Raw genomic sequence first — 19,802 nt, forward strand, 5'->3', positions numbered from 1 at the left:
CGGCACCGGCGCCCGCGCCGACCGTCCCGGTCGTTTCGCTTCTCCCGTAAGCGTTCCACCCTGCGCGCCGCATCGTGGCGGCGCGCGCTTCGCCGCACCCTCAGTACGACTTTCCTGTGTGAACTCCCCTTTGTGACTCCCTTTGTGGACAGGAGTTGTCGATGTCGCGTACCCGCGTTCTCCTCGCGCTCGCCCTGCTGGTCGCGGGCTGCTCCAGCCCCGCGCCCGCCGCGCCGGGCGCCGGGACGCCGGTCAGTGGCGGCTCGTTGACGTTCGCCGTCGAGACCGAGCCGATCACGTTCAACCCTCATCTGTACGCGCAGGCCAAGGCGCGGCTGCTCGTGTGGAACTCGTTCGACGCGCTGATCGCGCACGACGACAAGGGCGGCTACGTGCCCTGGCTCGCCACCGGGTACGACGTGGCGGCCGACGGGCTCGCGTACACGTTCCACCTGCGGACGGGGGTCACGTTCGCCGACGGGGAGAAGTTCGACGCGAACGCCGTGAAGGCCAACCTGGACCAGCTGTTCGTGACCGGGTACGCCCCGTCGGTCACCGCGGTCCAGCTGCGCAACTTCAAGGACGCGCAGGTCGTCGACCCGCAGACGATCGTGGTGCACCTCAAGGCGCCGGACGTGCTGGTGCTCGACTTCTTCGCCTCGCCGCAGGGCGGCCAGATCTCGCCGAAGTCGTTGCGGGAGGCCAAGAACCTGAAGGCCGGCGGGGTCGACGTGGTCGGCACCGGACCGTTCGTCCTCGACCGCTACCAGCCGGGCCAGGAGGTGCACTACCACCGCAATCCCGCTTACAACTGGGCGCCGGCGACCGCGAAGCACCAGGGCCCGGCCTATCTCGACGAGGTCACCTACCGGTTCCTCAAGGAGTCGTCGGTCCGCGTCGGTGCGCTGACCTCCGGCCAGGCGCAGGTCGTCGAGGGCGTACCCGCGACCGACCAGGACCTGATCTCCGCCAACTCGCATCTGGCCCTGAACCGGCAGCTCAACGCGGGCACCGCGTACTCGTACTACCTCAACGTCACGCACGCGCCGTTCGACGACATCCGCGTACGCCGGGCGTTCCAGGACGCGGTCGACGTGGACACGGTGCTCAAGAGCGTCTACCGGGGGACGGCCACCCGGGCGTGGAGCGTCGTCGGGCCGGCGAGCCCGTTCTACGACAAGTCGCTGGAGAAGGCGTACGGGAATGACGCGGCGGCGGCGAACAAGCTGCTCGACGAGGCCGGCTGGACGCAGCGCGATGCGGACGGCTTCCGTACCAAGAACGGCCAGCGCCTGACCGTACGCCTCGTCCAGTCGGCCCCGTTCGTCCGCGACCGGCGCGACATCCTGGCGCAGGCGGTGCAGGCGGCCGTGAAGCAGAGCGCCGGGATCGACCTGAAGGTGTCGCTGGTGGACCAGGCGACCGCGAACCAGGCTCTGCAGACCAACCAGTACGAGGTGTTCGACAACTCCCGCCTGGACACCGACGCGGGCACGGCGCTGAACCTGCTGCTCGCCTCGTCGGGTGCGATCAACCGCGGCCAGTACAAGGATCCGCACCTGGACCAGCTGCTGGTCGACGGCCAGTCCTCGACCGATCTCGCGAAGCGCACCGCCGTGTACGCGCAGGTGCAGAAGCTCACGGTCGTCGACCAGGCCGTCATCCTGCCCCTGTACGCGCCGCAGGACCAGGTCGCCGCGACCGACTCGGTCGGCGGCACCGGGTTCGAGGTGGCGGCCGGCGTACCGGCCAGCGCCTATGGGCTCTGGGTCGCGAAGTGAGCGTCCTTCGAGTGCTCGCTCGGCGGGTCGGGACCGCGGTCGTGGTGCTGTGGGTGGCCGCGACGGCGACCTACCTCGCGCTGCTGGCCGCGCCCGGCTCGACGGTCGACACGATCATCGGGGACGGCGCCGACAGCCCCGAGATCCGGGCGCAGATCGCGCGGGAATGGGACCTCGACCGCTCGCCCCTGGTGCAGTACGCGGCCTATCTCGGGCGGCTCGTGCGGGGCGACCTCGGCCGGTCGTACCTGCTGCAGCGGCCCGTTTCCGAGGTGCTCGGCGCGCAGCTGGGGTCGACCGTCCAGCTGGCGGTCGCGGCCGCCACTCTCGGCGTACTGCTGAGTGTGGTCCTGGCCCTGGTGACGACGGGGCGCGGGGCCTGGGCGCGGCGGGTGAGCGGCACGGTGGAGCTGGCGTTCGTGTCCACGCCCGGGTTCCTGGTGGGGATGGTGCTGCTGAACGTGTTCTCGTTCCGGTGGGGCCTGTTCCCCGTGGCGGGGGACCGGGGGATCGCGGCGCTGGTGCTGCCGGCGGTGACGCTGGCGCTGCCGATCGCGGGACTGCTGACCCAGGTGCTGCGGGAGGGCCTGGAGCGCGCGCTCGACGAGCCGTTCGCGGTGACGGCGCGGGCGCGGGGGCTGCGGGAGCGGGCCGTGGTGGCGCGGCATGCGCTGCGGCACGCCCTGCTGCCGGTGGTGACGCTCGCCGGCTGGGTGTTCGGCGGGCTGCTCGGCGGCGCGGTGATCGTGGAGCAGGTGTTCGGGCGGCCGGGGCTCGGGCAGATCGCGGTCACCGCCGTCACGAGCCAGGACCTCCCTGTCGTCCTGGCCGTGGTGATGCTGTCTGCGGCCGTCTTTGTCGCGGTGAGCACGCTCGCCGACACGCTGTACGCGGTGGTGGATCCGCGCCTGCGGACGGCGGTGGCGGCATGACGTCGATCGCGTCCCCCCAGTCGACACAAGCGCAGGCGGCACAAGCGCAGCCGGTCCAGGCCGAGCCCGTCGCCGATCGTCCACAAGCGACCCGAGCGGGCCGGCGGTGGGCGGCGCGGCCCGGTCTCGTCCTCGCGTCCCTCTACGTCGGGGCGCTGGTGGTCGCCGTCGTCGCGCCCGGGCTCCTGGCCGGCGACCCGCTGCGGGCCGATCCGCTGAACGCGCTGGCCGCGCCCAGCGGCGCGCACTGGTTCGGCACCGACTACCTCGGCCGGGACGTCCTCGACCGGGTCGTCTTCGGGGCGCGGCAGTCGCTCGGCATCGCCGTCGGTGCCACGCTGGTCGCGGTCGTGTTCGGCGTCCTGCTCGGGGTGACGGCCGGCCTCGCCCACCGGTACGCCGACGAGGCGCTGAGCCGCGGACTCGACGCGGTGTCGGCGTTCCCGCTGATGCTCCTGGCGCTGCTGATCATCGCGATCGCCGGCACCGGGCCCGGCAGCCTCGTCGTGGCCATCGGCATCGCGATGACGCCGCACTACGCCCGGGTCGTGCGGGCGCAGACGTTCGTGGTGCGGCGGGCGGCGTACGTGACGCACGCGGTGGCGTTCGGGGCGGGACGCGGGCGGCTGGCTCTGCGGCACGTCGTGCCGAACGTGCTCGGGCCGGTCCCGGTGCTCGCCGTCATCGGGCTCGGCGAGGCGGTCCTCATCGCGGCCGGGCTGAGCTTCCTCGGACTCGGCGCGCAGCCGCCGGCGCCGGAGTGGGGCGCGATGCTCGCCGACGGGCGTGCGTACCTGCACGCGGCCTGGTGGGCGCCGGTGTTCCCCGGTCTCGCCGTCACCGCCACCATTCTGTCGGCCACCGTGCTCGGCCGGCGGCTCCAGCGCTTCTTCGAAGGGCGGCGGGCATGAGTACTCCGTTGATCGCCGTCGAGGATCTGCGCGTCGACTTCGGCGCCGCCGAGGTCGTGCGGGGCATCGACCTCACCGTCCACCCGGGAGAGTGCGTCGCCGTCGTCGGCGAGTCCGGCTCGGGCAAGAGCGTCACCGCCCGCTCGCTGGTCGGTCTCGCCGGTCCCCGGTCCCGCGTACGCGCGGCGAAGTTCGAGGTCGACGGCCGGGACGCGTCCCGGTTCGCCGAACGCGACTGGCGGCGGATCCGGGGGGCGTTCGCCGGCCTGGTCCTGCAGGACGCCCTCGGCTCCCTCGATCCGCTGCGCCGGGTCGGCGACGAGATCGGCGAAGTGCTGGGCACGCACCGGATCGGCGATCGCCGCGACCGGGCCGCCCGGATTCGGGGCCTGCTCGACGACGTGCACGTGCCGGAGCCGGAACGCCGGGCGCGGCAGTACCCGCACGAGCTGTCGGGCGGCCTGCGCCAGCGGGCGCTGATCGCGTCGGCGGTCGCCGGCGGGCCGCGGCTGCTCATCGCCGACGAGCCGACGACCGCGCTCGACGTGACGGTGCAGGCCCAGATCCTGCGGCTGCTCGACGAGAAGCGGGCGGCCGGCGCGGCGCTGCTGCTGATCAGCCACGATCTTTCGGTCGTCGCCCGGCTGGCCGACCGCATCCTCGTCCTGAAGGACGGCGTGGTCGTCGAGCAGGGTACGCCGGGCGAGGTGCTCGGCGATCCCCGCGACGCGTACACGCGGCGGCTGATCGCGGCCGTCCCCTCAGCGGCGACGCGGGGCCTGCGGCTGTCGGTGGACGCCCAGCCGGTGCCCGCGCACACCCCGGACCCGGCCACGCCGGTGATCACCGCCGCCGGACTGTCCAAACGCTACGGACAGCACGAGGTCGTCCGGGACGTCTCGTTCACGATCGGCCGCGGCGAAACCCTGGGCCTGGTCGGCGAGTCCGGTTCCGGCAAGTCCACCGTCGCCGCCATCCTCTTCGGCACCGTGGCGCCGGACGCCGGCACGGTCACCTTCGCCGGCCGCGACTGGGCCGGCGTCCGCGAACGCGACCGGCGGCCGGACCGCCGCGGCCTGCAGTTCATCGCCCAGGACCCGCTGGCCTCCTTCGACCCCCGGTACACCGTCGAGCGGATCGTCGCCGAGGCCGTGCCGCCCGGCGAACCCGTCCGGGAACGCGTACGCGAGCTGCTGGACCGGGTCGGCCTGCCGTCGTCGGTACGCGACCGGCGGCCGGTGACCCTGTCCGGCGGGCAGCGCCAGCGGGTGGCGATCGCCCGGGCGCTGGCTCCGCGACCGGCGCTGGTCATCTGCGACGAGCCGGTGTCCGCCCTCGACGTGTCGGTGCAGGCCCAGGTCCTCGACCTGCTGGCCGACCTGCGGGCGGCCGACGGGACGGCGCTGCTGTTCATCTCGCACGACCTCGGCGTCGTGCACCACCTCGCCGACCGGGTCCTCGTCCTGCACGAAGGGGCCGTCGTCGAGCAGGGACCGGTGCACGACGTGTTCACAGCGCCCCGGCACGCGTACACGAAGGAACTGCTGGCGGCCGTGCCCTCCTGGGCGAAGGCGCCCGCGCTGGAGGAGGTGCCGTCATGAAGGTTCTGCTGATCACCCTGATCACCCACCTGCCCGACCCGGTCACCGGGGTCCGGGTGCCCACGACGCAGCGGTTCGCGGAGGTCGTGGCGAACGCGGTCCTGGCCGAGGAGCTCGGATTCGACGGCTACGGCGTGGGGGAGCGGCACGAGCGGCCGTTCATCTCCTCCTCGCCGCCGGTGGTGCTGAGCCACATCGCGGCGAAGACCAGCCGGATCCGGCTGTTCACCGCGGTCACAACGCTCAGCCTGCTCGACCCGGTACGCGCCTACGAGGACTACGCGACGCTCGACCACCTGTCCGGCGGGCGCCTCGAACTCATCATCGGCAAGGGCAACGGCTCGGCGCAGGCGCAGCTGTTCCACGTCACCGCGCAGGACCAGTGGGACCGCAACCGCGAGGGGTACGAGCTGTTCCGGCGGCTCTGGCGGGAGGACCGGGTCACCTGGGACGGGGCGTTCCGCCCGGCGCTGACCGACGCCGAGACCTGGCCGCGGCCGCTGCAGCAGCCGATCCGGGTCTGGCACGGCAGCGCCACCAGCCGGGCCTCGGTCGACCTCGCGGCGTTCTACGGCGACCCGCTGTTCTCGGCCAACGTCAGCAACCCGATCGAGCCGTACGCCGAACTCGTCGACCACTACCGGGAACGCTGGGCGTACTACGGGCACGATCCGGCCGAGGCGCTGGTCGGTGCCGGGCACGCCGGGTACTACGCGGCGTCGACCTCGCAGGCGGCCGTGGCCGCGTACCGGCCGATCTTCGAGGCGCGGCTGAAGGCGTTCGCGCGGCTCGGCGTACCGGTGGTGTTCCCGACGGTCGAGGACGCGATCGAGCGCAGCTCGCTGCTCGTCGGCAGCCCGCAGCAGATCACCGAGAAGATCCTGCGCTACCGGGAGCGGTTCGGCCACGAGGTGATGCACCTGCCCGCCGACGCCGACGGGCTCACCCCGGCGCAGCACCGCGCGTCGCTGGAACTGTTCCAGAGCGAGATCGCACCCGTGCTGCGTACGCGGATCCCCAGCCGCCCGTTCGGTTCCCCGCTCCTTCCCCCGCTCGTATCGCAGGAGGCGTGATGCCCGTCCCACTGTCTATTCTGGACCTCGCACCGATCGTCGAGGGCGGCACCGCGGCCCGGGCCCTGCGCGACAGCGCGGACCTCGTCCAGCGGGCCGAGCAGCTCGGCTACGCCCGGTTCTGGGTGGCCGAGCACCACCTCACGCCCGGCGTGGCCAGCTCGCAGCCGGCGCTGCTGCTCGGCCACCTGGCCGGGGTCACGTCCACGATCCGGCTCGGGTCGGGGGCGGTGCAGACCGGCCACCAGACCGCACTGTCCATCGTGGAGCAGTTCGGCATGCTCGACGCCCTGCACCCGGGCCGGTTCGACCTCGGGCTCGGGCGGTCGGGGCAGCGGCGTACCGAGGCGCTGTCGGCGGCCAAGACCGCCGGCCCGCCGCCGCCGAAGCCGGAACGGGTCGTGGACGGGCTGCTGCTGCCGGGCGCGTACAACCCGGCGCAGCTGCTGGCGAGCGAGCGGTTCGCCGTCTACGAGCGGCTGCTGCAGCAGGACGGGGCGCAGTCGGCCGACTTCGGCGTACAGGTGAAGGAGATCCTGGACCTGCTGGCCGGGACGTTCGACGGCGGCGGGGTCGAGGTGCACGCGGTGCCCGGTGAGGGCGCGGCGGTGCAGGTGTGGCTGCTGGGCTCCAGCGCCGGGCAGAGCGCGCGGGTGGCCGGGGCGCTCGGGCTGCCGTTCACCGCGAACTACCACGTGACACCGGCGACGGTGCTGGAGGCGGTCGAGGCCTACCGGGCGGCGTTCCAGCCCTCGGCGGTCCTCGCCGAGCCGCACGTCATGGTCTCCGCGGACGTGGTCGTGGCGCCCGACGACGCGGCCGCGCGCGAACTGGCCGAACCCTACGGCCTCTGGGTACGCAGCATCCGCGCGGGCGGCGGCGCGGTCCCGTTCCCGACGGCGGCGACCTCGGCGGCGCACGAGTGGACGGACGAGGACCGGGCGCTGGTGGCCGACCGGGTGCGGACGCAGTTCGTGGGAGCGCCGGCGACGGTGGCCGAGCGCCTGTCCACCCTGCAGCGCGTGACCGGCGCCGACGAGCTGATCGTCACCACCGCGACCCACGACCACGGGGCGCGGGTGCGTTCGTTCGAACTGCTCGCCAAGGAGTGGTACGGGTGAGCGCCCCGGAACAGGCGTGGGCGCTGCCGTCGCCGCTGGCCGAGGCGCCGCCGTTCGACACCGCACCCAGCCTGCCGGCCGCCGCCGAGGCGCCGGAGCGGCTCGTCGTGGTGCCCGCCCGGCATCCCTGGCGCTGGGTCGCCGGGGCCGCCGTCCTCGTCCTGCTCGCCCAGTTCGTGCACGGCCTGGCCACCAATCCGGGCTGGGAGTGGCAGACGTTCGCCGGGTACTTCTTCGAGAAGTCCATCATGGACGCCCTGCTGATCACCCTCGAACTGACCTTCGCGGGCGCGGTCCTCGGCTTCGCGGGCGGTGTGGTGCTCGCGGCCCTGCGGCTCGCGCACAACCCGGTCCTCAAGGCGGTCAGCTGGGGCTACGTCTGGGTGTTCCGGTCGGTGCCGCTGCTGGTCCAGCTGCTGTTCTGGGCGAACCTCGGCTACCTCTACCGCACGCTGCAGGTCGGCGTGCCGTTCGGCCCGGGCTTCCACGAGTTCCAGACGCTGCACCTGGTCAGCTCCCTCGGCGCGGCGCTGCTGGGCCTCAGCCTGCACGAGGCCGCGTACGCCGCGGAGATCGTGCGGGCCGGCATGCTGTCGGTCGACGCCGGGCAGCGCGAAGCGGCCGCCGCCCTCGGGCTGCCCCGCGGCCGGCAGTTCCGCCGGATCCTGCTGCCGCAGGCGATGCGCGCCATCCTGCCGAGCGCCGCCAACGAGCTCATCAACCTGCTCAAGAGCACGTCGGTGGTGTACGTGCTGGCCATCGGCGAGCTGTTCTACCAGGTACAGGTCGTCTACGGGCGGACCGGCCGGGTCGTGCCGCTGCTCATGGTCGCCACCGTCTGGTACGCGATCCTCACCGCCCTGCTCTCGCTCGTTCAGCACCGCGTGGAGAAGCGGTTCGGCCGGGGAGCGACGCGATGAGCACCGGGCCGGGCCAGGCCGCCCGGGGTGCCGTCGTGGAGATCCGGGACGTGCACAAGGCGTACGGGAAGAACGACGTCCTGCGCGGGATCGACCTGACCCTGCCGGCCGGGAGCGTGACGGCGATCCTCGGCCCGTCCGGCTCGGGCAAGTCCACGCTGCTGCGCGCGATCAACCACCTGGAGAAGGTGGACCGCGGCTTCATCAGCGTCGACGGCGACCTCATCGGCTACCGCCGGGTCGGCGACCGGCTGCACGAACTGAGCGAGCGGCAGATCCTCAAGCAGCGCGTACGCATCGGGTTCGTGTTCCAGAACTTCCACCTGTTCCCGCACCTGACCGCGATCGAGAACGTCGCCGAGGCGCCCCTGTCGGCGCTCGGCCGCCCGAAGGCGGAGGCGTACGCGACCGCGCGGCGGCTGCTCGACCGGGTCGGGCTGGCCGACAAGGAGGACGCCTACCCGCGCCACCTGTCCGGCGGCCAGCAGCAGCGCGTCGCCATCGCCCGGGCGCTCGCGGTCGACCCGGCGGTGGTGCTGTTCGACGAGCCGACCTCCGCGCTCGACCCCGAGCTGGTGGGGGAGGTGCTCGACGTGATCCGGTCACTGGCCGACGCGGGCACCACGATGGTCGTCGTCACCCACGAGATCGGCTTCGCCCGCGAGGTGGCCGACACGGTGGTGTTCCTCGACGGCGGCCGGATCCTCGAACACGGCCCGCCGGGAGAGGTCCTCGACGCGCCCCGGCACGAACGTACCCGCGCCTTCCTCGCCAAAGTCCTCGTCTGACCATCCATCATCTCGTCTGACCATCCATTATGGAGATGACCATGCGTGCTCGCTTCGCCCTCCCCGCCGCCGTGGCGGCCGTGTCGCTCGCGCTGGCCGCCTGCGCCGCGCCCGAGGAGAAACCGAAGGCGGTGGCCGGCGACCCGAGCGCCGCCGCGGCCGTCACGATCAACGACAGCCCCCAGCAGAACCGGATCGTCCCGGCGAAGGTCGACGCGATCGCGGCCCTGCTGCCCGACGACATCCGCGCCGGCGGGAAGCTGACCATCGGCGTCGGCGCGGCCGGTGCCGGGTTCCCGCCGCTGGCCTTCACCGCCACCGACAACACCACGCTGATCGGCAGCGAGCCCGACATCGCGTACGCGGTGGCCGGGGTGCTGGGCCTGCAACCGGTGGTGGAGAACACCTCCTGGGAGAACCTGTTCGTCGGCCTCGACAGCGGCAAGTACGCCGTCGGCGCCTCGAACATCACGGTCACCGAGGCGCGCAAGCAGAAGTACGACTTCGCCACCTACCGGCTGGACAACCTGGGCTTCGAGGTACGCAAGGGGTCCGGCTGGAAGATCGCCTCGCCGAAGGACGTAGCCGGCAAGAAGGTCGCGGTCGGCTCCGGCACCAACCAGGAGAAGATCCTCGTCGAGTGGAGCGACCAGGACAAGCGCGACGGCCTGGCCCCGGTCGACATCAAGTACTACCAGACCAACCAGGCGGTCTACCTCGCGCTCGGCTCCGGGCAGATCGACGCGTACCTGGGGCCGAACCCCGGGGTCGCGTACCACGTGGCGGTCTCGGGGCAGACCGAGGTCGCCGGGACCTACTCCGGCGCCGGCGCGGCCCTGCAAGGGAAGATCGCGCTGACCACCAAGAAGGACGACGGTCTGGTCAAAGCGCTCGCCGCCGCACTGAACCACCTCATCGAGACCGGCGACTACGCCAAGATCCTCGCGCGCTGGAACCTGACCAACGAGGCCACGCCGACCTCCGAGATCAACCCGCCCGGCCTGCCGATCAACGGGAAGTGACCACGATGCCCCACCTTCATCTCGCCGTAGCGCTCGACGGGGCCGGCTGGCACCCGGCGGCCTGGCGCGAACCGACCGCCGAACCGCACCACCTGCTCACGGCCGCGTACTGGGCCGGGCTCGTCCAGGAGGCCGAGGCCGGGCTGCTCGACTTCGTCACGATCGAGGACGCCGTGGCGTTGCAGTCCACGCTGTTCGGGGCGCCGGACGAGCGTACCGACCAGGTACGCGGGCGGCTCGACGCCGTCCTGGTCGCCGCGCGCGTCGCCCCGGTGACCCGCCACATCGGACTCGTCCCGACCGCCACGGTCACGCACACCGAGCCGTTCCACCTGTCCAAGGCGCTCGCCACGCTCGACCACGTCAGCCTCGGCCGCGCCGGCTGGCGGGTCCAGGTGTCCGGCAAGCCGGACGAGGCCGCGCACTTCGGCCGGCGTACGGTGCCGGCGATCGACCCGGCGCACCTCGACGCGCCGGCGACGCTGGACCTGTTCAACGAACTGTTCGACGAGGCCGCCGACGCGGTCGAGGTCGTGCGGCGGCTGTGGGACAGCTGGGAGGACGACGCCGAGATCCGCGACGTCGCCACCGGCCGCTTCATCGACCGCGACAAGCTGCACTACATCGACTTCGCCGGGCCCAAGTTCAGCGTCCGCGGGCCGTCGATCACGCCCCGCCCGCCGCAGGGCCAGCCGGTCGTCACCGCCCTGGCCCACTCCGCCGTCCCGTACCGGCTCGGCGCCCGCGCCGCCGACGTCGTCTACATCACGCCCGCCGACGCCGACCAGGCCCGCACGACCATCGCCGAGGTACGCGAACAGCAGGCGATCGCCGGCCGCGCGGCCGAAACGGTGCACGTCTTCGCCGACCTCGTCGTCCTGCTCGACGAGACCGAAGCCGCCGCCGCCGACCGGCACGCCCGCCTGGACGAGCTGGCCGGCTACTCCTTCACATCAGACGCGAAGATCTTCACCGGTACGCCGGAGCGGCTCGCGGACCTGCTCCAGGAGTGGCAGGCGGCCGGGATCTCGGGGTTCCGCCTGCGACCGGCGAGCATCCCGCGCGACCTGACGGCGATCACCCGCGGCCTGGTCCCCGTCCTGCAGGGCCGGGACGCGTTCCGCCGCGCGTACGCGACGAACACGCTGCGCGAACACCTGGGCCTGACCCGCCCCGCCAACCGGTACGCGCCGGCCTGAGGAGGAGACGTGAAGCAGATCCATCTCGCCGCCCACTTCCCGGGCGTGAACAACACGACGGTGTGGAGCGACCCGAAGGCGGGCAGCCACATCGACTTCGCCTCGTTCGCCCACCTGGCGCGGACCGCCGAGCGTGCCAAGTTCGACTTCTTCTTCCTGGCCGAGGGGCTGCGCCTGCGTGAGCAGGGCGGGCAGATCTACGACCTGGACGTGGTCGGGCGGCCCGACACCTTCACGGTGCTGGCCGCGCTCGCGGCGGTGACCGAGCGGATCGGCCTGACCGGGACGATCAACTCGACCTTCAACGAGCCCTACGAGGTGGCCCGGCAGTTCGCCAGCCTGGACCACCTGTCGGCCGGCCGGGCCGGATGGAACGTCGTCACGTCGTGGGACGCGTTCACCGGCGAGAACTTCCGCCGCGGCGGCTACCTTGCGGCCGAGGACCGGTACGCGCGCGCCGAGAGCTTCCTGCGCACGGCGTGGGAGCTGTTCGACACGTGGCACGGCGACGAGATCGTGGCCGACGCGCAGAGCGGCCGGTTCCTGCGGGAGCCGGGGCCGGGAAAGTTCCGCCGGCAGGACGCGTTCTTCGACATCGCCGGGCAGTTCAACGTGCCGCGCAGCCCGCAGGGCCGCCCGGTGATCCTGCAGGCCGGCGACTCCAACGAGGGTAGGGAGTTCGCGGCGGCCACCGCCGACGCCATCTTCGGCCGGCACGCCACCCGCGACGAGGGCCGGGCGTTCTACCGCGACGTCAAGGACCGGCTGGCCAAGTACGGCCGGACCGAGAACCAGCTGCTGATCCTGCCCGCGGCGACGTTCATCCTGGCCGACACCGACGCCGAGGCGAACGAGCTGGCCCACGAGGTACGCCGGGCCCAGATCAGCGGACCGACCGCGCTGCGCTTCCTGGAGCAGGTGTGGAACCGCGACCTGTCCGGATACGACCCGGACGGCCCGCTGCCCGACGTCGACCCGGTCCTCGGCGAGCACACCGTCGCCCGCGGCCGGGCCAGCGTACGCATGTTCCGCGATCCACAGGCGACGGTCGCCGAGTGGCGGGCGCTGGCCGACGAGAAGAAGCTGTCCGTCCGGGAACTGGTCATCGCCGTCGGCGGCCGGCAGGACCTCATCGGCTCGCCGGCCACCATCGCCGACACGATCAACGACCTCGTGCAGAACGACGCCGCCGACGGATTCATCCTCGTGCCCCACGTGACCCCGGGCGGCCTCGACGACTTCGCCGACCGGGTGGTCCCGCTGCTGCAGGAACGCGGCGTGTTCCGGTCGGAGTACACGGGCACGACACTGCGCGAGCATCTCGGGCTGGACGCATGACGGCCGAGCCGCTCACCTCCGACCGGGCCCAGAGCCGGTCGGCGGTGGGCGCTCCCGACACCCCGGCCACCGTCGAGGTCCTGGACAATCCCGCGTGGAATGCGCTGCTGGGGGAGCACGCGCGGTTCGCGCACCGGCACGGCGGTGCCGCCCGCTACCCCGACGACGTCGCCCCCTTCGCCGCGCTGCGCGACGGCGCCGACCCGGCCGCGTGGGCGGACCTCGGCGTCCTCGTCGGCCCCGGCGTCGACGTGGCGGTCACCAGCCCGACCCTCACCCCGCCGTCCACCTGGGAGGTCCTCGACATCGGCCAGGGCGTGCAGCTCACCGGCGAACTCCTCGACGTCGCCGACGACCCCGAGGCCGTCCGGCTGTCCGCCGGCGACGTCCCCGAGATCCTCGACCTGGTCGCGCGTACGCAGCCCGGGCCGTTCCGGCCCCGCACGATCGAACTGGGCACCTACCTCGGGATCCGGCGCGGCGGCGCCCTGATCGCCGTCGCGGGCGAACGCCTGCACCCGCCCGGCTGGACCGAGATCAGCGCCGTCTGCACCGATCCCGCGTACCGCGGGCAGGGGCTCGCCACCCGGCTCGTGCGCGCCGTCGCCGCCGGCATCCGCCGCCGCGGCGAACTGCCCTTCCTGCACGCCGCGGCCACCAACACGACCGCCGTGCGCCTCTACGAACACCTCGGCTTCCGGCTGCGCCGCCGGACGACCTTCGCCCTCACCCGCCTGCGGAAGGACTGACATGACCAACGAGTACGCGGACTGGGAGCGCTGGCGGTCCGCCCGCGCCGACCTGCTCCGCGACCCCCACGGCCCGCTGAGCTTCCGGTCGCTGCACTGGCTCGGGGAACAGGCCGAGGCGTACCCGCCGATCCCCGGCAAATGGAGCGCGGGCCCCGCCGGCGTCACCGTCGACAGCGCGGACGGCCTGCTCGCCGACGGCCTGCCCCTGGTCGGCTCGGTGACGCTGACCCCCGACGAGAACGGCGCGACCGTGCTCGGCTTCGAGGACAAGCTCGTCGACGTCCTGCGCCGCACCGGCCGGTACGCCCTGCGCCTGCGCGATCCGGGCGCCCCGGCCCTGAAGGCGTTCACCGGCGTACCGTCGTATCCGTTCGATCCCCGCTGGGTCCTGGACGCGACCTTCGTCCCGTCGGCATCCTCGTACGTGGGCGCCTCGATCGTCGACGGGCACACGCCGACCCATCGCGTACGCGGCCGGATCCAGTTCACCGTGGACTGCGCCGAACGCTCGGTCCTGGCCTTCGACGCGGGCCCGTCGGCCGTCCAGGTGCTGCTGCGGGACGCGACCAGCGGAGTGACCACCTACGGCGGCGTACGCTCGCTGATCGCCGAGGTGCCGCCGGACGGGGGAGCGCTGCGGCTGGACTTCAACCGGGCGGCCAACCTGCCGTGCGCGTTCACGGAGTTCAGCACCTGCCCGCTGCCGCCCCCGGAGAACATCCTGCCCTTCGCCGTCGAAGCCGGCGAGCAACTGCCCTCAGCGGCGTAGTTCGCTATTTCGTGACGAGGCCGCGGAGGGCGGCGACGATCGCCTTGTCGGTGGGCTTCGCATGGGTCAGGTTCTGCGACCCGACCAGCACCACCTCCGGGCACTTCGGGTCGTCGCCGGCCATCTGCTTGCGCAGGACCTGGCGGCCCGTCGCGACCTCGTAGACCCGGAGGGTGTAGGTGGCCCGCATCAGCGCGACGGTGAGGTCGGCCGGCCGGGTGTAGGTACAGCTGCGGATCTGGGAGCCGGGGCTCTCATAGTCCAGGCACGCGATCAGCTGCACCTTGCCGGCGTCGGTCGGCCCCCACGTCCGGTCGAGCGTCTTCGAGCCGCCCAGGACGTCATAGTAGGTACGGTTCTGGTAGCGGTTGCCGGGGACGCCTTCGAGCAGCACCACCGGATGCGGAGCACCCCCGGTACGCTTCGGCGACTGCGGATAGTAGACGTCGACGTCGCACACCCGGGCCAGATCGGTGACGTCTCCCGCGGGGTACTCGCTGGCCTGGGGTCCCTGCTGGGCGGGCGTCGCGCTGGGCGCGGCCGACGGGCTCGCGCTGGGAGTGCTGCGTGCTGTCGTCGACGAGGCGGCCGCCTCGCGGGGAGTGGTCGGCGGCGACGAATTCATCAGATTCCGGCCGACCACGCAGCCGAGGAGCAGCAGCACGACCGTCACGGCGACGATGACGCCACGACTGCGCCCCGGGCGCGGTGATGACGGCGGTGCCGCCGGGCCGGCGCTGTTCTCGTCCCCCGTGCCCGCCATGCTGCGGCACCCCCGTTCCCCAGAGTCACACCGTCGTCCACCGTGATCGGTCCACAGTGTTGCATCCGCGCGGGGATTCCGGGTTCCCGTGCCGCCGAACGTGGGACGCGGATCGCTCCGCGATCGTTCTAACGAACGGCGGCGCGGGAGTGGGCGGGGCATACAGCCCCGCCCACCCTCTCAGCAGGCGTCGCAGACCGAGTAGGTGGAGCAGTCGAACATGATGTAGGTGCGGTAGCGGCGTCCGCTCGTCGAGTCGCACCGGACGCTCGTGCAGTAGTTCTGCACGAAGCAGGAGGCCGCCGCTGTGCCGCGCGGGACGAGCCTGGACAGGGCGCGGTCCGCCGCGCGCTCAAGGAGCTTGCGCATCTCTGTTCTCCTTTGTCGTGTGTGGACGGTGTGTCCACGGACCGGCCGCTCGGCCGGGGTCTTGGGTGCTCAGGCGGCGGATGACCACGCCGAGCAGCAGTCGGGTGTCGAGCAGGCCGAGCTGGCGCGAGTCGTGGCTCAGCGCGGTGTTGTCGCCCAGCACCGCCAGGCGGCCTTCCGGCACGTGCCGGAGTCCGTCCGCGACGGGCCGTACGGGGTCGGGCAGCGGATCGCCCGCGACGGCCGCGATGCGCTTGACCATCCAGCCCGGCCCGGGCGCCGGGGACTCGCCGGGCCAGCGCAGGACGGCGACCTGTCCTGTTCGGACGGAGGACGCGGGGACCCGCCGGATCAGGACGCGGTCGCCGGCCCGCAGCGACGGCTCCATGCTGCGCCCGGTCACCGTGATGACCATGAGCGAGCGCCGCATCCAGAGCAGGACCGCTCCGATCGTCAGGAGCGCCGCGGCCGCGATCATCCCGGCACCCCCGCATAACCATCCGCCTGTACGCGGAACAGCCGCGCGTAGATGCCGTCCAGCCGTACCAGTTCGTCGTGGCCGCCGTGCTCGGCCACCCGGCCGTCGTCGAGGACCACGATCTGGTCGGCGTCGCGCAGGGTGTTCAGGCGGTGGGAGATGAGCAGGCTGGTACGCCCCCGCCGGTGTACGCGCAGCGTGGCCTGCAGCTCGGCCTCGGCCTCGACGTCCAGCCCTGAGCTCGGCTCGTCGAGGATCAGCAGGTCGGCTTCGGAGCGCAGCAGGGCGCGGGCGAGCGCGACCCGTTGCCATTGGCCGCCGGACAGCAGCACCCCCTGCCGGGGATCGTCGGATCCCTGCCCCGTCGCGAAGATCCGGGTCAGCTGGGTCTCGTACGCGTACGGCAGGCGGGCCAGGGTGGCGTGGATGCCGGCGAGTTCCGCGGCCTGCTGTATCCGCCCGATGTCGGGCAGCGCGTCGAGGTCGCCGAGCCCGACGTTCTCCCGCGCCGACAGGTCGTAGTCCTGGAAGTCCTGGAACACCGTGCTGATCCGGTGGCGGAGCCCGGCGGGGTCGGCGTCGCGGAGGTCGACCCCGTCCCAGGTGATGCTGCCGCGTACCGGGTCGTAGAACCGGCACAGCAGCTTCACGACCGTGCTCTTGCCGGCGCCGTTGAGCCCGACGAGGGCCGTCGACCGCCCGGCGGGGATGCTGAGGTCGAGCCCGCGCAGGATCCACGGCTGGTCCTCGCCGTAGCGGAACCACACGTCACGCAGGCGGATCCCGTGCTGGAGGACCGCAACGGGTCGGCCGTCCGCCCGTGGCAGGTCGGGCTCGGCGCCGGTGACCGCCGCGTAGTGGTCGAACAGCAGCAGCGCCTGGTGCGTCGAGGCGAGGCTGTGGACCCCGGTGGCGATGGCGCTCTGCAGGCCGGCGACCGACAGCAGGTACAGCGAGACCCGGCCGACGCCGTGGGCGCCCGACCCCGCCGCGAGCCAGACGAGACCGGCCCCCGCGAGCCCTGCGCTCAACCCGCCGAGCAGCACCTGCATCCGGAATTTGCGCAGGTCGAGCGTACGCTCCGCCGCGTTGACCGCGGTCAGTTCGCCGAGCATGCGGCGGCGCAGGAAGTCGCCGAGGCCGAAGAGGCGTACCTCCTTGGCCGCCTGCGGGCTGGTCAGCAGGCGGGCGAAGAAGATCTGGCGGCGATGGGCCTGGCTGGTGCCGAGGAGCATCCGCGCGCCGCTGCGGCTCAGCGAGAAGTTGAGCCACAGCGCCGGGGCGATGGCCGCGGTCACGAGGAGGGCGACCGCGGGGTGCAGGCTGAGCAGGGTCGCCAGGAAGCCCGCCGAGAGCGCGAGCGACGATGCCAGGCCGAGCGTTCCGGCGATGATCTGCGACGCGGCGGCCCGTCCGGTGTTCCCGGCCAGCTGCAGCCGGTCCTGGAACGACGGGCTCTCCAGCCGTCCCAGGCCGACGTGCCGGCCGAGGGCGGCGAAGAGATTGTCCTGTGTGGACAGGTGCAGTCGCCGGTCGAGTTCGGCGGCGCAGAACTGCAGGGCGTGCGGCGTCGCCGCCGTGGCGAGGCTCGTCAGGGCGAGCAGGCCCGCCACGGTGAGGGGCGGACGTCCGGTGCTGAGCGCGTCGAGCAGGGCGCGGGTCAGCCAGGCGAGGGCGATCGGCCCGGCGCTCGCGGCCGCCGTCAGCAGCAGCGACCCGAGGAGCAGGCCCGGAGCGACCCGCCACGCGAGGACCGCGGCGGCCCGACCGTGCCGCAGGACGTCGCGCAGCCGCAGCTCCTCGCCCAGCCGCGGCTCAGTCATGAGCACCCACTGGGACGGGGTGGTGCGGGGCGGCGGCCTCGGCGGGAAAGCCGCGGAAGTCGGTGCTCGAGAAGGCGACCGTGCCGGCCGCGTCGAGCAGGGCCACGGCCGGGAATCCCTGGACCTCGAACGCCTCGGCCACCGGCCCCTGCGGCGGTTCGACGACCACCTGGGCGATCCCGCGCAGCCGGCCGACCATGTCCGTGAGCTCCTCAGGCTCACCGACCAGCACGGCGACAACCTGGTCGGGGCTCCGTCGACGGGCCCGGGCGAGGAACTCCGGCAACCGCTCCACGCAGGCGGGGCAGCCCGGCGTGAAGAAGCCGAGAAGCTTCCCGGCGAGATCATCGTGGGACACGACCGTGCCGTCCACCGCGTACGCCGTGACGGTTGCGGGCCGGGAGCCGGCGCGGGCCATCACGAGCGCTCCGCTGACCGGGCCGGCCGCGGACGGCTCACGCAGTCGCCTGATCACGCCCAGCAGGAGCAGCAGGTTGACGAGGGTCAGCGCGACGGTGAAGACGGTCGCGGCGGTCAGGACGGCCATGGGACGAAGGATTAGTGAAGAGTGTTACCAGATTCTTACCATGCCCGGATCATCTGTTATTTGAGGCCCGGAGTCGCCTCGATCTTGGGTCACCGCGCCGCGGTCGTACCCACGCGGATCGGTCAACGGCGCACCCGATAGCGCAGGTGCAGCACCCGGTTGCCCTGAACAACCACGTCCGGGCCGTCCAGCAGGTGCTGCGCGTCGACGGAGCCGAAGTAGCGCTTGCCGGATCCGAGGACGACGGGTGCGACGTCCATGCGTACCTCGTCGACCCAACCTGCCGCGAGCGCCTGGCCGCCGACGTCGCCGGCGGCGAACTCGACAGTGCGGTCACCCGCGAGCTCCCGCGCCTTGGCCACGGCCGCCTCGATGCCGTCGACGAAGTGGAACGGCGCCCGCAGGTCCCAGCCCTCGGGCGCACCACGGTGACTCACCACGACCACATGGTCGATCCCGCTCGGCGGCGTCCCGTCCCAGCCGTCGGTGATGTCGAAGGCGTGACGGCCGGCAATGGTCACCCCGACCTCGTCCCAGTACGGCCGGACGTAGTCGAACGAAGCCTGCGACACCTTCAGCACGCCGCTGTCGTCCAACGGCACGTCACCGCTGACCAGCCACTCGAAGATCGGGCCGGGATCGTCGTTCTCGTCCGCGATGAAACCATCGACCGACACCGACGCGTTCATGACCACTTTCCCCATGGATTCCTCCTCTGTTCGGAGTCCCAGTCTTGTGCGGTGTGAGCTGTCGCTCTTGTACGAAATCAATCGGCCGGCAGCGGCCAGCCGTCCAGGACGTGGTCGGGATGATCGCGCAGGAATCGCCGCCGGACGTCGGCGTACCGGGTCGGCGTGAGCCCGGTGAACTCCCGGAACTCGCGCACGAAGTGGGCCTGGTCGAAGTAGCCCGCGCCGGCGGCGACCTCTCCCCAGTCGATCGGTGCGGCGACGTCGAGCGCCAGCACGGTGGAGCTGAAGCGGTAGCTGCGAGCCAGCCGTTTCGGCGTCACACCGACCACGGCCTTGAACCGCTTCGCCACATACGTGCTGCTGGCGCGGGCCGCCACGCCGATGTCGCCGATCGGCACCGTCCCGCCTGTGGCCGCGACGGCGATGCTCATCTGGCGGACCAGGTCAAGACCGTCGATCACCCGCAGCCGTCGGACGAGTTCCGCCTCCAGCAACGTCAGCATCTCGTGCGGTGTGTCGGCCAGGGCCAGCCGGTGTCGCAGTGCAGCGATGGCGGGCCGGCCCCAGATCTGCTCCACCGTCGCAGGCCGGTCGCACAACTCGGCGGCGGGCATCGGCAGGAACGGTGCCAGGCCCCACGGCCGGAAGTGGACGCCCACGGACCGGGTCGGGTTCGGGTAGCTGAACTCCCACGCGCGTGTGGGCGTGGCAACCGCGCAGCCGTCGGCGTACTCCACGGCGTCGACGTCGGTACCCGCGCGGAGGAGAAACGGCGCCCCGAGGTTGACGATGAGCAACGGCGCGGGCGCCGCCGGCAGCAGCAACCGGGAGTACGGCGGGGCGCCCTCCAGGTAGTAGAGGTCGTCGATCAGCCCGTCCAGCGGCGCGCCGGGCACCCTGGACACATACTCCACGCCGACATT

20 protein-coding genes are annotated in these 19,802 nt (G+C 72.5%); 13 read left to right on the forward strand and 7 right to left on the reverse strand.

What is annotated here, in order from left to right; translation table 11 throughout:
- Positions 1-161: 161 nt before the first annotated feature.
- From G401_RS0115610 to G401_RS0115670, 13 genes are read left to right on the forward strand one after another with little or no spacing between them, the layout of a single operon-like run.
- Positions 162-1,781 (forward strand): ABC transporter substrate-binding protein, encoded by a 1,620-nt coding sequence (locus tag G401_RS0115610; protein WP_027343236.1) that lies wholly within the window; start codon positions 162-164, stop codon positions 1,779-1,781.
- Positions 1,778-2,713: an ABC transporter permease gene (locus tag G401_RS0115615; protein ID WP_034591742.1), complete on the forward strand. Its 936-nt coding sequence runs from the start codon at positions 1,778-1,780 to the stop codon at positions 2,711-2,713. Before G401_RS0115610 ends, G401_RS0115615 begins: the two co-directional genes overlap by 4 nt.
- On the forward strand, positions 2,710-3,624 hold the full coding sequence (locus G401_RS0115620) for an ABC transporter permease (RefSeq protein ID WP_027343238.1): 915 nt from the start codon (positions 2,710-2,712) through the stop codon (positions 3,622-3,624). The genes G401_RS0115615 and G401_RS0115620 overlap by 4 nt, the downstream gene beginning before the upstream one ends.
- Entirely contained in the window at positions 3,621-5,225 is a 1,605-nt protein-coding gene (gene nikE, locus G401_RS45980) for a nickel ABC transporter ATP-binding protein NikE (protein ID WP_034591744.1), read from the forward strand. The genes G401_RS0115620 and nikE overlap by 4 nt, the downstream gene beginning before the upstream one ends.
- Positions 5,222-6,298: an LLM class flavin-dependent oxidoreductase gene (locus G401_RS0115630; RefSeq protein WP_027343239.1), complete on the forward strand. Its 1,077-nt coding sequence runs from the start codon at positions 5,222-5,224 to the stop codon at positions 6,296-6,298. The genes nikE and G401_RS0115630 overlap by 4 nt, the downstream gene beginning before the upstream one ends.
- Positions 6,298-7,419: an LLM class flavin-dependent oxidoreductase gene (locus G401_RS0115635; protein ID WP_027343240.1), complete on the forward strand. Its 1,122-nt coding sequence runs from the start codon at positions 6,298-6,300 to the stop codon at positions 7,417-7,419. The genes G401_RS0115630 and G401_RS0115635 overlap by 1 nt, the downstream gene beginning before the upstream one ends.
- Complete coding sequence (locus G401_RS0115640; RefSeq protein ID WP_245601729.1) at positions 7,416-8,339, forward strand: amino acid ABC transporter permease; 924 nt, start codon at positions 7,416-7,418, stop codon at positions 8,337-8,339. Before G401_RS0115635 ends, G401_RS0115640 begins: the two co-directional genes overlap by 4 nt.
- Positions 8,336-9,127 carry an amino acid ABC transporter ATP-binding protein gene (locus G401_RS0115645; protein ID WP_027343242.1) on the forward strand — a complete coding sequence of 264 codons (792 nt, stop codon included), beginning with the start codon at positions 8,336-8,338 and terminating at the stop codon, positions 9,125-9,127. The genes G401_RS0115640 and G401_RS0115645 overlap by 4 nt, the downstream gene beginning before the upstream one ends.
- A gap of 41 nt (positions 9,128-9,168) precedes the next feature.
- Complete coding sequence (locus G401_RS0115650) at positions 9,169-10,149, forward strand: ABC transporter substrate-binding protein (protein ID WP_034591862.1); 981 nt, start codon at positions 9,169-9,171, stop codon at positions 10,147-10,149.
- 5 nt (positions 10,150-10,154) lie between these two features.
- Positions 10,155-11,348 carry an LLM class flavin-dependent oxidoreductase gene (locus tag G401_RS0115655; protein WP_034591863.1) on the forward strand — a complete coding sequence of 398 codons (1,194 nt, stop codon included), beginning with the start codon at positions 10,155-10,157 and terminating at the stop codon, positions 11,346-11,348.
- Between the two features lie 9 nt (positions 11,349-11,357).
- Positions 11,358-12,686, forward strand: coding sequence for an NtaA/DmoA family FMN-dependent monooxygenase (locus G401_RS0115660; RefSeq protein ID WP_027343245.1), 1,329 nt, complete (start codon positions 11,358-11,360; stop codon positions 12,684-12,686).
- Complete coding sequence (locus tag G401_RS0115665; protein WP_027343246.1) at positions 12,683-13,435, forward strand: GNAT family N-acetyltransferase; 753 nt, start codon at positions 12,683-12,685, stop codon at positions 13,433-13,435. The genes G401_RS0115660 and G401_RS0115665 overlap by 4 nt, the downstream gene beginning before the upstream one ends.
- Position 13,436: 1 nt before the next feature.
- Positions 13,437-14,207, forward strand: coding sequence for a DUF1684 domain-containing protein (locus G401_RS0115670; protein ID WP_027343247.1), 771 nt, complete (start codon positions 13,437-13,439; stop codon positions 14,205-14,207).
- Between the two features lie 4 nt (positions 14,208-14,211).
- On the opposite strand, the gene G401_RS45985 is transcribed toward G401_RS0115670, so the two are convergent.
- From G401_RS45985 to G401_RS0115705, 7 genes are all read right to left on the reverse strand, one after another.
- Complete coding sequence (locus tag G401_RS45985; RefSeq protein ID WP_051366705.1) at positions 14,212-14,970, reverse strand: hypothetical protein; 759 nt, start codon at positions 14,968-14,970, stop codon at positions 14,212-14,214.
- 180 nt (positions 14,971-15,150) lie between these two features.
- Positions 15,151-15,339 (reverse strand): hypothetical protein, encoded by a 189-nt coding sequence (locus tag G401_RS0115680; RefSeq protein ID WP_027343248.1) that lies wholly within the window; start codon positions 15,337-15,339, stop codon positions 15,151-15,153.
- The gene (locus tag G401_RS45990; protein ID WP_051366706.1) at positions 15,323-15,817 is read right to left on the reverse strand and encodes a S26 family signal peptidase; all 495 of its coding nucleotides are present in this window, start codon (positions 15,815-15,817) and stop codon (positions 15,323-15,325) included. Before G401_RS45990 ends, G401_RS0115680 begins: the two co-directional genes overlap by 17 nt.
- Positions 15,814-17,640 carry an ABC transporter ATP-binding protein gene (locus G401_RS0115690; protein ID WP_051366723.1) on the reverse strand — a complete coding sequence of 609 codons (1,827 nt, stop codon included), beginning with the start codon at positions 17,638-17,640 and terminating at the stop codon, positions 15,814-15,816. The genes G401_RS45990 and G401_RS0115690 overlap by 4 nt, the downstream gene beginning before the upstream one ends.
- Positions 17,633-18,187, reverse strand: a complete 555-nt coding sequence (locus G401_RS45995) for a TlpA family protein disulfide reductase (protein WP_051366707.1) — start codon at positions 18,185-18,187, stop codon at positions 17,633-17,635. The genes G401_RS0115690 and G401_RS45995 overlap by 8 nt, the downstream gene beginning before the upstream one ends.
- A gap of 122 nt (positions 18,188-18,309) precedes the next feature.
- On the reverse strand, positions 18,310-18,891 hold the full coding sequence (locus tag G401_RS0115700; RefSeq protein ID WP_027343250.1) for a dihydrofolate reductase family protein: 582 nt from the start codon (positions 18,889-18,891) through the stop codon (positions 18,310-18,312).
- Positions 18,892-18,953: 62 nt separating this feature from the next.
- Positions 18,954-19,793, reverse strand: a complete 840-nt coding sequence (locus tag G401_RS0115705) for a helix-turn-helix domain-containing protein (protein WP_084557233.1) — start codon at positions 19,791-19,793, stop codon at positions 18,954-18,956.
- Positions 19,794-19,802: the final 9 nt, after the last annotated feature.

The organism is Hamadaea tsunoensis DSM 44101, assembly GCF_000428945.1.
Lineage (GTDB): Bacteria > Actinomycetota > Actinomycetes > Mycobacteriales > Micromonosporaceae > Hamadaea > Hamadaea tsunoensis.